Genomic DNA, 15,674 nt, shown 5'->3' on the forward strand with positions numbered 1-15,674 from the left:
TGCATTCAATCAATACACCCACTCAATCAATCTCATTTCTTATGGGCAGATGCTGCTCACACAATACAAATTTTGGAGTTTATATATGGCTACAGCAAGAACGGATATTGAAGCGGAGTATCCTATTCCAGTTTACCGCTTTGTGGTAAGTTTTGGCGAAGAGAGTATCCCGTTTTCAGAAGTTTCTGGGCTAGATATTGGTGTTGAAACAATTACTTATAAAGATGGTCATGGTAAAAAACACATGCCTGGCCAACCGACAGATGTGAATATCACCCTTAAGCGCGGCTTAGTACGTCAAAAAAGTCAATTTTACGATTGGATTTCGTCGATTAGCCTAAATTTGGTGGATAAAAAAGACATTACCATTTCATTGACGAATGAAGATCGCTCCCAACCGTTAGTAACGTGGAAAGTGATTAATGCCTTCCCTAAAAAGCTTACAGCGCCAAGCATTAATGGCGGCTCAAATGAAGCCAGTGTTGAGTCACTAGAAATGATGGCTGACGATATTAAAATCGAATTCCATTAATCATTACATTCTCCTTGTGTCAGGCACTTCGGTGCCTTTTTAGGACATATTATGATCCAAGATCTAGGCATTCCTTTAGTAGGGTATCGATTTGCAGCAGTGATCATGACTGCCGGCATTCCTAACCCTATAGATATATTCTTTAAAGAAATTAGTGGACTAAAGTCAGCTCGAGGCGTGGAGCGTAGCGGAAATCGCGTATCTATCGCCAATACAAAGCAAGCACGGACTTTGGTCCTTAAGCGTGGGGTATTGAAAGTACCAAGCACGGTACAAGAAGGTAATTTAGTGAATTTGAATTACTGGGATATGTACATGATGCGTAACGATATTCTAATTACATTATTGAACGACAATAATTTGCCGCTCAAAGCATGGTTTGTACAACGGGCGTTTTTAGAAAGTTGGGAGTGGGACAGTCTGGACGCAACTCGGAATGATGTTCTGATTGAGTCTATGAGTTTTAGTTATAGCGACTTAAAGTCAGTATCGATCCCAATTCCCTAATGATGTGTGAATGCAAAGGAGAGAGCGTGGACATTAAATGTGATCAAATTCAAGTTAAAGCAAAGTTAAAGACACAAGAACCGACTTCGAGTTCAGCTTCTGCCGATGTGGATAATGGCGAAATTAATGAGGCATTAACACCGGATGAAAATTGTGAATGTGCCCCTGAGAATGAAACACTCAATGAAGATGATTTAGCCAGATGGTCAAGCAGTGTTGCTGTGGACCTTAAACGCTATGTTGATCTTAAATTTGCAGAATTTGTAAGACAAAAGAGGCCATAGATAATATGAAAAATAATGGCATAACCGCGGATGGTTTACCGCTTTGTAAAATTACCTTCTATACAAAAGTTGAACGCGGAGCAGGTAATAAAATTGCTGAATTGACGCTCCCTTACGATTCTAATTCTTTGCAAAGTTCGTACAAAAATAATGTAACCAGTTCAAGCGTTGTGGGGGCCGAAAGTGGTGCCAGTCAATATCAAAAGTCGGCACCATCTACTTTGAAAATGACTTTTTTATTGGATGACTCCGTTGTTGAAACACCCAATCAATTGCTTCAGCGTGTAATGGGTGACAATACGACTGAAACACATATAAAAACGTTATTGAAATATGGCACTGCGGTACAAGGGAAAACCCATGTGCCTGCGTTTGTGACAATTACCCCACTCAATATGGCACTTAATGCGGGCGCTGATGGCAGCTTTAGCGGTATGTTTTCCGAGGTAGAAGTCAAAAATGAGCTCGTTGATAGCAAAGGCCGCCGGGTGAAGGCCCAAGTGAGTTGTTGTTTGACGGAATGTTTATCAGAGAAAGAAATAAAATTAAAGTCAGGGAAAAGCTCACCAGATTTAACGCATATTTTTCAGCTTAAAGCAGGTGATAAGGTGTTGGTACAGGCGGCGCAGATCTACGGCTCTGCGCAATTTGTTCACCACGTTGCATCAGCAAATAATCTGGCATCAGTGCGACGGGCAGAGATCGGTCAGCAGATAACTTATCCCCCGTTGGAGCGATAGCATGGATATACGGTATACCATTACAGTGGCAGGTAATGCGGTATCTGAAAAAGTCGCCGTGCGAGAGATAAAAACGTGCATGGGAGTGAATCAAATTTCGCAACTGACGCTACTCATTGAAGATGGTGATATGGCGGCCGAGTCGTTTTTTACGACGGATGCTGATTTATTCAAAATGGGCAAGGAAATTGTTGTCAAAGCGGGGATTGCAGAGGCTCCGCAGCAGATAATTTATATTGGCGTTATCACCGAACAATCGATTGGTTATGACCGTGCAACTTACCTTCAGGTGATTGCGCGTGGCGACGTTAATAAGCTTTGCCAAGCAAAGCTAAGTAAATTGTATGACCCAAAAACATCAGATACTGACATCATAACGGATTTGCTATCTGGAGCTGGGGCGACAGCAGGTAAGATTGCTAAAAGTGAGATTAAACACCACCAATTTCTAATGATTGAGCAATCCCCGTGGGATATGTTGATGCATCGGGCTTTGGTGAATGGCTTTGTATTATGCGATGAAGGCAAAGCTGATGTTGTTGACCTTAAAAAACACCAACCAGGCACCCATACGTTTAATTTGGCAATGGATGGATGTATTGACTTTGAGCTGTCTGTAGACACAAGCAGCCATTTAAAGAAAACACAATACACCGGTTGGGATATAAAAGAGCAAGCCTTGCTTGCGAATGCAGATCCTCTTGCGAGTAGTTACAAATATCCAAAACATGCAGATGCCGATGCCGCGTTTAGTTTGCCTGCTCAGTTATGCCATGCGCAAGCCCCCGTTGATAAAACTGAGCTTGCCGCGAGTGCAACAGCGGAGGTCCATTTTCGTTTATTGGATATGTACCAAGGTCGCGTTCGCATTGATATGTCGAGTAAAAAAGCATTAAAAGGGGTGAAATTACTCGATGCGTTAACTGTATCTGGCGTTGGCAAGCTCAGTGCTGGAGAGTATTTAGTGGGGGAAATTCACCACCATATCAGTGACCGAGGCTGGTACTGTGAATATGTATTGGGTGTGCCATTAACACGAACACTTTGGTCACCATGGCAGACGTTACCTCCAGCAGCCCCTGTTATGGCAAAAGTGGCCACTTTTCAAAAAGATGACGAAGCGTTACAACGCATTCCGGTGTTATTACCAACGGCAACCAACAAGAAGGTCGTTTGGGCGCGATTGTTAACACCGTTTGCAGGCAAAGAGGAAGGCGTTTTCTTACCGCCAGACCTTGATACTGAAGTATTGGTGGACTTTATTGGAGGCGATGCGCGTTATCCTGTGATTATTGGTGCATGTCATAACCCAAAAGTCATGCCGCCTTTTGCATATGATGATAAAAATGAACAGCGGGGCATCTTTTTTAAAGAGCCAGCGTTGGCTGTTCAATTTACATTAAAAGAACCGCACTTACTGCTTAAAGGTAGCAAAGATCAAACAATTACCTTTGGGCAAAAGCAAGGCTATGCCCTTGCGCAAAAAGATATGGCCACGATAACAGCAAAAGACACGCTTAATTTGATGAGTAAAGATAAAGCGATGGTTGATTTAAGTAAAGATATTCACCTCAAAGCGGATGGCAATGCCACCATAGAAGCCAAAGCGACAGACGTTAAATAGTACATAAAGGAAAAATTCATGTCACAAAGTGCATTTTTAGGACAAGGCTGGGCGTTCCCTCCACGCTTTGCAACCTCCGAGTCAGGACCCGCTATAGCGTCAGGTGAAGTTCTATTGCAACAAGCCATTTATTTGGCGTTGCACACGCTCATTGGCGAACGTCCACTGTGGCCCGAAATGGGTTCTGGGTTGTCTAGTTTTACTTTTGCAGAAGCCGCAGAGCAAAGTTTAGCAGACCTAAAACAAGAGATAGCGACTGTATTACTTAATTATGAGCCAAGGATCACATTACAAGACATTGTATTTGATAGCTCAGCGTTATATGACGGCATACTCACTATTGAATTGCAGTATTTGATTCGCCAAACGAATAGTCGCAGTAATATGGTTTTTCCTTTTTACCTACTTGAGCAATCTGTATAGCTTCATTGATTGTTACTTGGGCTAAAAGAGTTCACGTTTTACACCTCTCGTTCAATGCGCAACGCTTTTGAACTGCATATTCAACATCGCTTCGTACGCTAAATATGACGTTAACCTAATCGTACCGAATTTTTCGAGTTTATGCGCTGTATTCATTTCGTGGTTATTGCAAAACCAGCACCTTAGCTTGGATTTGTAGGCATTGCTTTAATTTTAGAATGATAACTTAAGGTTTTATCATGACTGAAAAGTCTAATTATCCTGTACATATATTATCCCCTTTACACCAAGGGTTAAGCCAATCTCAGCGTCGTACAGAGCCACTGTCGAGTGCTTTTTTTCAAATTGAAGCACGCACGATTGAGCAGTGGTTGGTGTACCTGCAACAGCTAGCAAAACAAGTACGTTTTATTGATGAAGCAAGTGTGCCGAATTTACAGACTTGGGAACAGGTTTTACCTGATGCCAATCAGTTAGCATCATTAGCCAACATGCTAAAAAACCAAGTTGTTAGTACTGATACTCAGGCATTGGCGAGTCGACCTGATCTGGCGTTATTGCTGACGTTCATTGATTTGTTACAACATACAAGTGCACAATTTAATGCGTTTGTGAGTCGGCATTTGGATCATTATTTTCATGATGTATTGCGTTTTACTAAGCAAGTTGCGCAACCGGATAGTGCGCATGTTGTTATTACACTTGGTGATATCGCCTCAATGACGCTTACTGAAGGGGTTGAGTTTGATGGTGGCAAAGACAGTGAAGGTAATGCGCTAATCTACCATACAACGACACCAGCAGCGATTAATCATGCCCAAGTTGATTTTGCAGCCACCTTAAATCGGGTGATCACATCAGAGTCGGGTCAACATGCATCATTGCAGGTGGCACGCAATGTCATCTTTGATGCTCAAACAGGGCAAATACTTGAACAGAGTGTGCCAAGCTTAGGGACGTTATCAACCGAAGAAGGTCAACCTGAGGTTGAGCTAGGGTTTAAAGTCGCCTCTCAAGATCTGTTTTTGCTAGGCGGCGAGCGCGTAGTCACATTGCAGTTTGCGACGGATAGGCTGGGAAGTACGCCCGTAAATGTATCCGATTGGCAGAGCGTATTTGATATTTATGCCAGTACTGTAGATGGACCAAGGTTATTGGCTGCTGATACGTGGGCATTTGAAAGTCATGCGCAAAGTGTTGACCAAACTCGACTTCAGATCACCTTATCGCCTTTATTCCCTGCGTTATCTCCAGCTGATGATGAATATATTGGTGGCCATTTGCATTTACCCTATTTATCGTTTGTATTGAAAAGCGATGCATATTTGTCGGTTTATGGTGAACAAGCATCGAATCAAGGGTTACTGAGCCAAATTGGCATAGAGCATATTAAACTTAATGTGAAAGTGACTGGCGCATCAGGGGTTATTGCGAGTAATAGCGAAGGCGCACTGGATACACAAAAGCCGTTTGATCCTTTTGGTCTAGACCCTAGGCTTGCGGCTAAATTTCATTTTACCCATCCAGAGTTATTGTGCAAAGACATTACTTACGCCAGCTTATCGTTTACTTGGTTAGATAGACCCAGTGACTTTAATACGTATTACAAGCCATATAGCTTCTACCTCTTTACTCAAGCGGATCAATCACAGAACTCTGAGTTCTTTAATGAAAGTGGCCGTTGTACTGTGGAAGCGTCTGATTCGACTCGCGCGGAAGAAAAGGTATGCAGTGCTGTGACGTCGTTTGACTTAAACACATTATTAGATAGTACGTGTGATTGTTTAACTTGGCCCGATAGCGAAGTGAAGATCTATCAATCGGACAAAGCGCTGGGAAGTGAGCTAGCATCAGAAGCACTTTCTGGGAAAGGACACAGCACGAAACTGTTTTATGATGATTATGATCAGGATACATTGCCAATCGTTGTCAACAATAAAGCCGCAAATACCATAGAGTTTACGACAGCCGATAATAATGTAGCGGCAGACTATGGCACGTTGCCAATGGCTGAATTAGATGCGAAAGAGTGGCCAAAATGGTACAGCCTCGAATTAACCAGCCAAGCTTTTGGTCACAAAGACTACACACGTGTTGTGGAGTACTTTGCTTATCAAAATGGCATAGCGTTGGGCAAATCACCAGATAACTTCATACCCATTCAGGTTTCTCCCCCTTATACACCGCATTTGGAATTAGTTCAGTTGAATTATGAATGTGAAAGCGTCACTAGCGCTCATAGCGCGGTAGTTGGGAATACCATTTGGCTTGAGCATATAGCGCCGATTGGTCGCCAAACACTAGCATTGAATCGTATGGCACAGGCTAAATTATTGCCAGAAATTGATAAATTAGGGTATCTCTATATTGCTTTAAAAGACGTTGTGTCTCCTGGGCAAGTGAGCATGTATTTTCAAATAGATCCTATCGATGGTTATAACATGGGGCACTCGCCTAAATTCTTGTGGGAATATTTTGATAATGGTCATTGGCAGCGATTAAAGCGAGAAGATTCACAAGGCGAGGCAGGCGAAGGGCGTATTTTGCAAGATAGCACTTATGATTTACTTGACTCGGGTATCATTATTTTTTATTTACCAAAAGTTGGCTTGGAGAATAGCTTTAATCATGATGGCCGGCTGTGGCTTAGAGCAAGTATTGAGTATGACTCCGTTGAATACCCGACCAATGAGTCTTCAATATATCCCATTTATTCACGCATACGTGGCATGTTCACACAGGGTGTAGAAGTCACATTAAAAAGTATTGAACACCCACAAGCACATTACGAGAAGCCCTTATCGGCCGAGCAAATTGTAAAGTTAGCGCAACCAGATCCAATGGTTAAGCAAATTAGCCAGCCTTATCCAAGTTATGATGCCAAAGTCACAGAAACGACAGCAGCATTTAATCAAAGAGTAAGTGAGCGTTTACATCATAGGGGAAGGCTGTTAACAGCGTGGGATTTTGAACATTGTGTATTACAAACTTTCCCACAATTACATTCAACACGAGCGGTACATACTTCCCAAGGGGTAACCTTGATTGTGATCCCATTAAATTATGATCCAGATGTGTTGCAACCAAAGGCACCTCGATATTTAAAACGAGAGGTACTTAATCTGATTGAAGCGCTCACAGTACCTGGGTTAGCTGTGAAGGTTGAAGATCCAAATTATGTAGAGGTGCAAGTAGAGCTGATTGTAAAAATTAATCCGCTTTATGATATCCAAAGCTCTGTTATCGAGCTCAATCAACTGGTCATAGATACATTAACACCGTGGAATAAGTCAGAGTCCGAATTGTCAAAAACGATTTATTTAACAACGTTAGCTCAAGTGTTAGAACAACATGTTGCGGTAGATATGATCCAAGTGATCAGAGCGAAACGCGCGGGTGACAATCAGAACGAATATAGTGCATTAGCACCAAAGGATGCGCAAGAGATCCTAGTACCGGCTCGCAACCATAAGATTTCATTAGCCAGTGTCTCGGGCGATGTGTTTGAAGGCATTGGTAAATGGGAAATTGAGCATGACTTTAAAGTGCAGTAATACAGCAACCCCTTGCTAATCGAATACATAACATTGCGACGCAAAGCTTAAAAGAAAGTTTTCACAGCTTTTCGGTCAGCGCGTCTTGCGTATATCACCTCTATTTTATTAGGTAAATTATGGTTTCTAATCCATTGAAAATCTCTAATGATCTTGTTTTGCATCGTGGACAAGATCTTGAGGGATTGAGAGTACAAGCACTTGAGCGGCTGCAACAATTTGCACCAAATACGTGGACTGATCACAACCGTTTTGATCCCGGTATTACGTTACTGGAGGTATTAGTCTATGTTCTGTCAGATTTAAGCTATAAATTCAGTTTTCCTGTAGAAGACCTGTTGTCTCGTGCACAAAGTGATGCGAATCGCGGGCAGCAGTTCCTCGCACCAGAAACGGTTCTATTCAGTCATTGTGTGACAGCTGATGATTATCGGCGCTTATTTTTAGATATTACAGAAGTAAAAAATGTGCATGTCAAAGACATAAATACAGGAACGGGGAGCGCTAGCGATACCTTTGATTTGATGATTCAGCTGTATCAAAGTAGTGATGAAATACGTGCACAAGTCATCAGTAAAATCCATCAAGCATTTATCAGTAACCGAACGGTTAATCATCAACTCGGCCAAATTGGCTTTTATGGGGTGGAACATATATTACTGACTGTCAGCTTAGATTTAAACAACGTCGATGATGTAGTTGAAACGCTGGTGGACATTTTTCGACTGATAGACAATGAAATATCACCGAGTGTTCCTCAATATACCGCGGCGCAACTACAGCAAAAAAACATCAGCTTAGAGCAAATTTATAATGGACCAAAGCTAAATAATGGGTTTGTATTAGATTCAGATTTAGCGAACACAGCCCAAAAACGGCATCTTTATAGTTCAAATATTCTCAGTGTGCTTGATGGCCATCCACACATCGCCAATATTAGTGAATTTAAGTTTATAACCGCATCATCTCAGCAAGGGTATGAATATTGGCAAACAAAAATCCCGCCAAATGCAAATGGTGATGTGTGCCTGCCTGCGTTATTTTTCCAAAGCCCACTGTTTTTTGATGCAATCAATATCACCATTGAACAGCAAGCTTACACGTTAACAACAGATGAAAAAGTTCGAATTCGTGCTGCGTTAGATACATTCAAATCGGCACCGTTGAATGAAAGAAATATATTATTAGCGCCGCATAAACAAGGTGAGCATCGTCCATTGAGTCACTACGATTCATTGCAACACGAACTACCAAAGGTGTTTGCGGTTACCGAAAAAAGCTTAGATCAACTTATTGACTCAGGGCAAAAAGCACAGCTGTTGCAGTTTAAAGGTTATTTACATTTATTCGATCAGATACTAGCGGACCAACACAAGCAACTTGATGTGCTCCCCCATATTCTGGCATTGCCAAGTCCAGACAGCTATCAGGTTATTGCATCTTTATTAGATGACATGCTGGCCAGTGAGTCAATTAATCAAACGCAATGTGTGGCATTTTGGACCTGTGTAAATGCACTACCTCACTCTCAATTGAGTCAGGCACTGCAAGGAATTAGTGGTTTAGCGCATCTAATTACTATACCAATTGAAACGTATCAGAATGAAGGTATGCAGCGTACCTTAGAAGCGCATTTTAGCTTAGCCCAACTGACGCGCCTCAATCGTAGTACAGCACACTTATTGGCCCGTTTTTGTATTACAGTACCAGACCCTAATTCATTGAAGTACCAGAATGTTTTTGCCTTGTATAGGACTGAACTTGCAAACAATGAATTAGATCAAAGTGGTGAAGAATGTTTGGTGGCTCGCTTAGTTTTACTTCGACAGTATATTGATAAATGTCGATTACTCAATGAAATAGGGGAGCTTGGGTGCCAGCGAGGAATGGGGTTTAATTATTTGTCACGTTTACCACACTGTGATCAGTTAGCTGGGCTCAGTAAATATATAATGCGACATATTGGGCTCTCCCACCCAGGACAAATGCCGCTTGCGACCAATAACAAGGAAAGCTTCTATTTGCTTGAATCAAGCTTGCTTAATACCGATTTAAAAACCGGTAGCATATCTGAACAGCCCTTAGTGACTCAGCTACATTTTATTTTGCCAGATTGGCCGACGCGGTTCCAAAACCTTGAATTTAGAGCCTTGGTGTCTTCTCAAATTAGGATGTATACACCACTGCATCAAAGTGCCCAGAGTATGTGGTTGGACAAAGAAACTATGAGTCTTTTTGAGCGCTTGTATTATGGATGGCTGAATTTTTATGGTGAAGCTCAGCGGAGCCGGTTCATGCAATTCAATGAGTCTGTTATTGCGGTTGCAATGAGACTGAATACGCTATTAAAGCAGTTTCTTAGGCAACCAATAGATGCGGCATCGGACAGTGCCGAGCATCGTTGGATGCTGGCTTCATTGATTATAAATGAAACGAATGAGGAGGCTGATTTCGAGACCATTAAGCAAGTCATGTATGACATATTACAGACGTACTCAGCACAGACATTATCAGATGAGCTCGAGATCGACGGCGTCGTTTTACCCGAAATTCATCGTTCAGTTACCGCTATTATTGCAAACGAAAACTTTGAATTTCCAATCGGTTTTAGCGCCGATACAGTATTTTATCTGACCGCCCAGCACTGTATTGACGAAATATGCAAACCCAGCCTGTTAGACAGCGCTAATAATCATCGCCGTTTTACTGTGGGTTATACCCCATTGCCATATTTAACGCCTATTTCACCGGTTTCACTTTCAAAAATAAACCCTACAAGCCCAGAGGCTTCTAAATTTACTGTCGCCAAAAGTACGGCAAATCGAATCTAATCAAGGAACTACTTATGACTACCTCAACTGAGCAAGATATTGAGTCGAGCACCGAATCATCGACGCCAGCACCTGAAAGCCGTGCGTCATTAATTGGCAAATTTGATGATTTACAAACCCCGACAGGTGATGATTTTGAATCATTAATTCGCTCTAGCTTTAACCAAGTGGATGATCCCTTAAAAGTGTCAGGCGCCGGTGACGATGAAACGTTGGAAGTGACTGCGCCTCTGCATATAAAGCGCAAAGACTTGGCGCCAGGTTCAACGGCACCTAGCGCGAACATTACCATAACACCAGAGCAACTGATAGTTGCAGGAGCCGATGCTGAAGCAACCATGGTGAAAGTTACAGCAGACGCTGTGTCAGTAGGCGAAAGTGGTAATTTCACGGCCAGTGCAAACACGTTAAATGCATACAACGTATTAGAAGTGAACGCAGATACCTCAATGGTCAAAGTGGCTGGTGATATTAAAACGCAGTCACTGACAAGTGAATCGGCTCACATGACAACGGTGCAAGCTGATCAAGTAAACACTGAAAAGTTAATTGTTACCACAAATACAACCTTAGGTCCGAACACCACCGCAGCGCAGTTAAACGTTAGTGGTGCAACTACGCTGAAGGACAGCTTAGCTGTTACTGGGGCAACCAATCTTGAGGGTAACCTCACTGCGAATAATGCCATTTTTAATCAACATTTGGAGGCACATAAGGCGCTGGGTGTTGGTATCAATAAAGACAGCACTAAGGCAATACTGCATATTAATAAATCAAGCAGTGACATGGATGCATTGCTACGTGTTGATGATGAGAATAATGATGACACGCCGTTCATTATCGACTCTGAAGGTAAAGTGGGCATTAATACATCTATGCCTGATAGTCATTTGCATGTGGATGGATCGTTTTTAGTTGGCGCCAGTAAAGACAGCGCTACAGTACATCTTAAAAATGATGGGCCGAGTCAGTTTAATAACGAGGTGCAAATAGCACAAGGGCTTGCAGTACAAGGTGGTGTATCAGTAGGAACGTCGCTGGGAGCTGTTGCACAAGGTAATGCAGCCATATCGGGAAAAGTCGGCCTTGGCACGCATCAACCAGAGGCATTGCTGGATATTCATGCGGCGCAACCAGGTAGCATGCTCAACATGCAAAACGGTGATGATAAGTATATTAAAGTCACGAGTGCACCTGTGACCGATGAAACAGAAATAACGCTATATAAGCCAACTAAAATAGCACAAGATTTATATGTGTCGGGCCGGGCGACCAGTCAAACATCTGTTGTCGAGGGCAGCTTAACCGCACAGAATACTGAGGTAGAGGCGCTTCATGTTTCAGACTCTGCAACGGTATCAGGGCTCACTCAAAGTAAAACATTACTAGTGGGAGAACAATCAGGCACCACGGAGCCTGAACGCGCAGCAGGTGCTTTGATTAATGCCCCATTGACTGTTAAGCACAGCGCTCAATTTCAAGATATTACTGCAGCAACAACTTTGCAGGCGACTGACGCAGTGATACGTGAACGGTTAAATGTAGGTCATGCACAAGGTCAAAGTAACGCGCGGGTTAGTATTAATGCGCAAGGTGCAGAAGAAACCACGTTACTCATCAAAGATGATGAAGATAAAGCACTCTTACGTGTTAAGAAACAAAAAGTCACACTGGGCAGTGAAGGGGGGAGTTTACCTCTTTGTGTTGAAGGCAGCATGGATGCGACAGGCAAAGTCAGCGCACCATCACTCGATATTTCAGGACATGTCAATGCCAATACTTCGCTGGTTAATGAACAAATTAAAGTTGCCGCGTTATCGTATGCTCAAGGGTTTACGACGTCAGCCAAATTTGCTGTACTGGCGGATGAGACGACGACATCAGGCATCGATGTCAGTTATAAAAACGGCAATGCAACCACCTCAGTGTTGGTAAATAAAGCGGAGTATGTGGGGGTTCATAAGGCAGATCCGCAAGTTCATTTTCATGTCGGCTCAGAAAGTATGTTTGAGGGACATGTTACGCTTCGAAACACGCTAGACATTACACAGAGCGAAAATAGCCTACCGGCTTTTCGTGCCAGCTTAACACAGACACAAGTTGGTTCCGATGCGACGGATGCTCAGTTTATGGTGTATGGCAACACCGAGTTACGCGGTGCGTTCAGTGTCTTCAGCGATGATGGCGATTTTATTCGTACTAACGACTCTCAGTTGCAGTTAACGCAACTTGGTGTTGAACCGGTGTTTAAAATCAGTGATGAGACAAACGCTCAGGTGATTTATGCTCAACCAGGAAAGTTGGCAATTAATCAAACCATCGATGTGAATAGTGCCGACTTTTCTCTCACGGGTGAGGCGAAAATAACCGGAACACTCGCAATTGAAAATCCTGAGCTAGCATTGCAGGTGAAAGGTCGAACAGATATAGAAGACAAATTACAGGTCATTGGTGAAACGGAGTTACGAAATGGCCTTGATGTCAGTGTTACAAACAACACCGCTGAGGCGGCAAAAGACGCATTGTCGGTATCAGGTTCCAGTGTGTTGAATGGCACATTAACGGTAAGTGAGGCGACAGACATAGCAGATACCCTCACAGTGGGTAAATTGGCGCAATTAAATGACGCGTTAACTGTGACTGCGCATACACAACTCAATGATACAGTGACCGTAGAGGGCGTACTTGTTGCACAAAGTAACGTCGTTATTAAAGGGGAAGTGGGTGATAATGCCTTAACGGTTGATAATAAAGCCGTATTTAGAGATGACGTGAGCATCGGCGGTGATCTGAGCTTAACACCTTACGAAGCATCAGCACGGGTTCATATCTGTGAACAGCAAGCGCAAGCGTTACGCATAGATCACCATAATGGTGAGGTGGGGTTAGTATTCTCACAAGGAAACTTGGGCTTAGGGCTAGAGCGACCAGAGTACATGCTGGATGTGGCTGAGGACAGCCGTTTCCATAAAGATTTAACTGTGTCAGGGCGTGTGGAAATTGATGACAGTTTGCATGTAAATGAATACGCCAGCTTTCGTAGTAACTTGAATGTTTATGGTAATACGGAGCTATTGGGCGAGGCCCGTGTAGGTTTAGCATTTCATCATCAGCAAGATGATTCATCGTCAGCGAGGTTGGGTAATGCGCAATTAAGTATTGAACAAAACCATTTTGATAAAGCGTTGGCTGTTTATCACCAAGGCAGTGACCCTGTGGTTGTCAAAGAGGGCCGATTGGGTATTGGGACAGAAGACCCCCGAGCACACTTAGATGTGACTGGCAATGTTACTGTAACAGGTGATATTGAGTTAGACGGTGTGTTAAAAGGGGCGGGTCGTTTAGAGTGTTTAGACGGCGCAAAGATTTTTGGGGATGTTGAATTACGTTCTGATTTAACCGTAAGTGATGACGTTCTACTCAAAGATAGCTTAACAGTCGAAGGCCATGCTGTATTCACACGTAAAGTTCGCGTGGAAGGAGACAGTGATTTTGTCAAAAATGTCGCTGTTGCTGAATCCCTCACTGTAGAGAAACGTACTAGCTTGAAGGATGATTTACATGTTGGCAAGCATGCGACTATTCAAGGTGGCGTTAATATTGAAGGTTTAGAAGCCGACAGTAAAGTATTGATAAAACCAGACACAGCACTGATGGGTTGTTTGCAGGTGAATGGTCCAGCTGAGTTTAACACGACCTTGAGTACAAGGTCGTTGAGTGCGCAAGATACATTAAATATAGGAGATACGCGAGCGTCGGCAAAATTGGCAATAAATAGCGAAGAAGGGTTAGCTGGGTTAGATATTGCGATAAGTGGTGACACGCAGCTACACCTCAATTGTGAAGGTCAATTAGGCTTAGGCACAGCACAAGCAAGTCATAAACTGGATGTAAATGGTGATGCGCGAATTAGTGAAGCCCTTTCGGTTGAGGGACGTTTGGAGGTAGGCAACGGTGCGCAAATAGCGGGGGATTGTCAGATTCAAGGCGCGTTATCGGCTGATGATTTATCTATTGCAGCGGTCAATTTACCAAATAGTCCGACGATTAATATGGTTTCTCAAGACCCGCTACTCGGTGGTGAACAAACGTCAAATAACACATTGGCCACGCAATCAGCGGTAAAAGCGTATATTGATGAGCATACTTGGCAGCTGAGCCATGGTAAGAAGGTCATCGCGATTCATGATCAGCAAGAGTTTGATGCCGTGTTTGAACGTGGCACGCTGAATAATGTGACTATTTTACTCTATCCACACAACAGTCACCCTCAAGTAACCCGTGCGTACAAGCTTAATCAAGCTGTAGAAATAGGCTCAAATGTGAGTATTGTCGGCTTTAACGAGCAAGAAACACGTATTGTTAAAGCACACCCAGGGTGTCGCTTTGTTCTGCGGGGAGAGCGAGACGCGAAGGTGAAAAATGTACAGATGAAAGGCTTCACTTTTGACGGTACGATTGCCGGTGAACCATCTCGCTTTGAAGGCAGTGGTGGCGCGTTCAGTTTACGTTATGTCGAAAATATTCAACTTAACTGTGTGATAGAACATCATTGTGTTAGCCATGATGGTGGTGCGATATATGGAGATGTCGAAGCGACTGAGGTACAAGCGTTGAACATCAGACAATGTAAAGCGGGTCGCCAAGGAGGAGCAGCCTATGGCTTGAAATACTCAACAATTGATGCTCAATTTTGCCAAGCTGAACGTGGAGGTGCTGTGGCACATTGCGATAACAGTGAAGTCTTGGCAAAACATAACAGCGCGTCGCTTTATGGTGGGGGGGCGTATAAATGTGAGAACTTAATGTGTACAGGCCACTGGCGTAACAACCGCGCAAACGGGGGAGAGGGTCAACACATATACAGTGCTGGGTGTGAGCATGGTGAACTACATGAACAGCCGCATCAAGAGGGTTATTTATGGCATGCCGTGTATCTTGACCACGCGCTTACTTGCGCGCATGGTTATTGGCGAAATGATCATATTTAACCTCAGGTTTGGATAAGGGTTTTGGAATAGAAAATGTTTTGTAAACACACTTACGTACAACCCAATGATGGTATTTTTTTCAATATCAAGGCGCTTTTATGCAGTCATAGCGGGCTATTACAAATGAAAGCAACGCCGAGAGTGAGAAAAATAGCTTTATTGGGCAAATTCGCTTATCCAGAGCTGAG

Annotated in this window: 9 protein-coding genes; all 9 read left to right on the forward strand. The window is 43.1% G+C overall.

The genetic code is table 11. The features are described 5' to 3' along the window. Positions 1-85: 85 nt before the first annotated feature. The 9 genes from J8L98_RS17530 to J8L98_RS17570 all read left to right on the forward strand — a co-directional run bounded on the left by J8L98_RS17530 (position 86) and on the right by J8L98_RS17570 (position 15,486). A complete protein-coding gene (locus J8L98_RS17530) occupies positions 86-532 on the forward strand; it encodes a phage tail protein (RefSeq protein ID WP_192509452.1) in 447 nt (148 codons plus the stop codon). A 51-nt stretch (positions 533-583) separates the two neighbouring features. Further along, positions 584-1,039 (forward strand): phage tail protein, encoded by a 456-nt coding sequence (locus tag J8L98_RS17535; protein WP_192509453.1) that lies wholly within the window; start codon positions 584-586, stop codon positions 1,037-1,039. 26 nt (positions 1,040-1,065) lie between these two features. Beyond that, positions 1,066-1,323, forward strand: a complete 258-nt coding sequence (locus J8L98_RS17540) for a hypothetical protein (RefSeq protein ID WP_210997491.1) — start codon at positions 1,066-1,068, stop codon at positions 1,321-1,323. A gap of 5 nt (positions 1,324-1,328) precedes the next feature. Next, positions 1,329-2,063 carry a hypothetical protein gene (locus J8L98_RS17545; protein WP_210997492.1) on the forward strand — a complete coding sequence of 245 codons (735 nt, stop codon included), beginning with the start codon at positions 1,329-1,331 and terminating at the stop codon, positions 2,061-2,063. 1 nt (position 2,064) lies between these two features. Next, on the forward strand, positions 2,065-3,687 hold the full coding sequence (locus J8L98_RS17550) for a phage baseplate assembly protein V (protein ID WP_210997493.1): 1,623 nt from the start codon (positions 2,065-2,067) through the stop codon (positions 3,685-3,687). An 18-nt stretch (positions 3,688-3,705) separates the two neighbouring features. Further along, positions 3,706-4,110 carry a GPW/gp25 family protein gene (locus J8L98_RS17555; protein WP_192509457.1) on the forward strand — a complete coding sequence of 135 codons (405 nt, stop codon included), beginning with the start codon at positions 3,706-3,708 and terminating at the stop codon, positions 4,108-4,110. 239 nt (positions 4,111-4,349) lie between these two features. Then, positions 4,350-7,664, forward strand: a complete 3,315-nt coding sequence (locus J8L98_RS17560) for a hypothetical protein (RefSeq protein ID WP_210997494.1) — start codon at positions 4,350-4,352, stop codon at positions 7,662-7,664. 119 nt (positions 7,665-7,783) lie between these two features. After that, positions 7,784-10,495 carry a hypothetical protein gene (locus J8L98_RS17565; protein ID WP_210997495.1) on the forward strand — a complete coding sequence of 904 codons (2,712 nt, stop codon included), beginning with the start codon at positions 7,784-7,786 and terminating at the stop codon, positions 10,493-10,495. Between the two features lie 14 nt (positions 10,496-10,509). Continuing rightward, positions 10,510-15,486, forward strand: a complete 4,977-nt coding sequence (locus J8L98_RS17570) for a polymer-forming cytoskeletal protein (protein WP_210997496.1) — start codon at positions 10,510-10,512, stop codon at positions 15,484-15,486. Positions 15,487-15,674: the final 188 nt, after the last annotated feature.

The sequence above is a fragment of the Pseudoalteromonas sp. MMG013 genome (assembly GCF_018100885.1).
GTDB classification, from domain to species: Bacteria; Pseudomonadota; Gammaproteobacteria; order Enterobacterales; family Alteromonadaceae; genus Pseudoalteromonas; species Pseudoalteromonas aurantia.

Bases quoted from the DNA above. Each gene is read 5' to 3' on its own strand.
- J8L98_RS17550 (WP_210997493.1), top strand. From the start codon at position 2,065: ATGGATATACGGTATACCATTACAGTGGCAGGTAATGCGGTATCTGAA.
- J8L98_RS17535 (WP_192509453.1), top strand. From the start codon at position 584: ATGATCCAAGATCTAGGCATTCCTTTAGTAGGGTATCGATTTGCAGCA.
- J8L98_RS17530 (WP_192509452.1), top strand. From the start codon at position 86: ATGGCTACAGCAAGAACGGATATTGAAGCGGAGTATCCTATTCCAGTT.
- J8L98_RS17565 (WP_210997495.1), top strand. From the start codon at position 7,784: ATGGTTTCTAATCCATTGAAAATCTCTAATGATCTTGTTTTGCATCGT.
- J8L98_RS17555 (WP_192509457.1), top strand. From the start codon at position 3,706: ATGTCACAAAGTGCATTTTTAGGACAAGGCTGGGCGTTCCCTCCACGC.
- J8L98_RS17545 (WP_210997492.1), top strand. From the start codon at position 1,329: ATGAAAAATAATGGCATAACCGCGGATGGTTTACCGCTTTGTAAAATT.
- J8L98_RS17560 (WP_210997494.1), top strand. From the start codon at position 4,350: ATGACTGAAAAGTCTAATTATCCTGTACATATATTATCCCCTTTACAC.
- J8L98_RS17570 (WP_210997496.1), top strand. From the start codon at position 10,510: ATGACTACCTCAACTGAGCAAGATATTGAGTCGAGCACCGAATCATCG.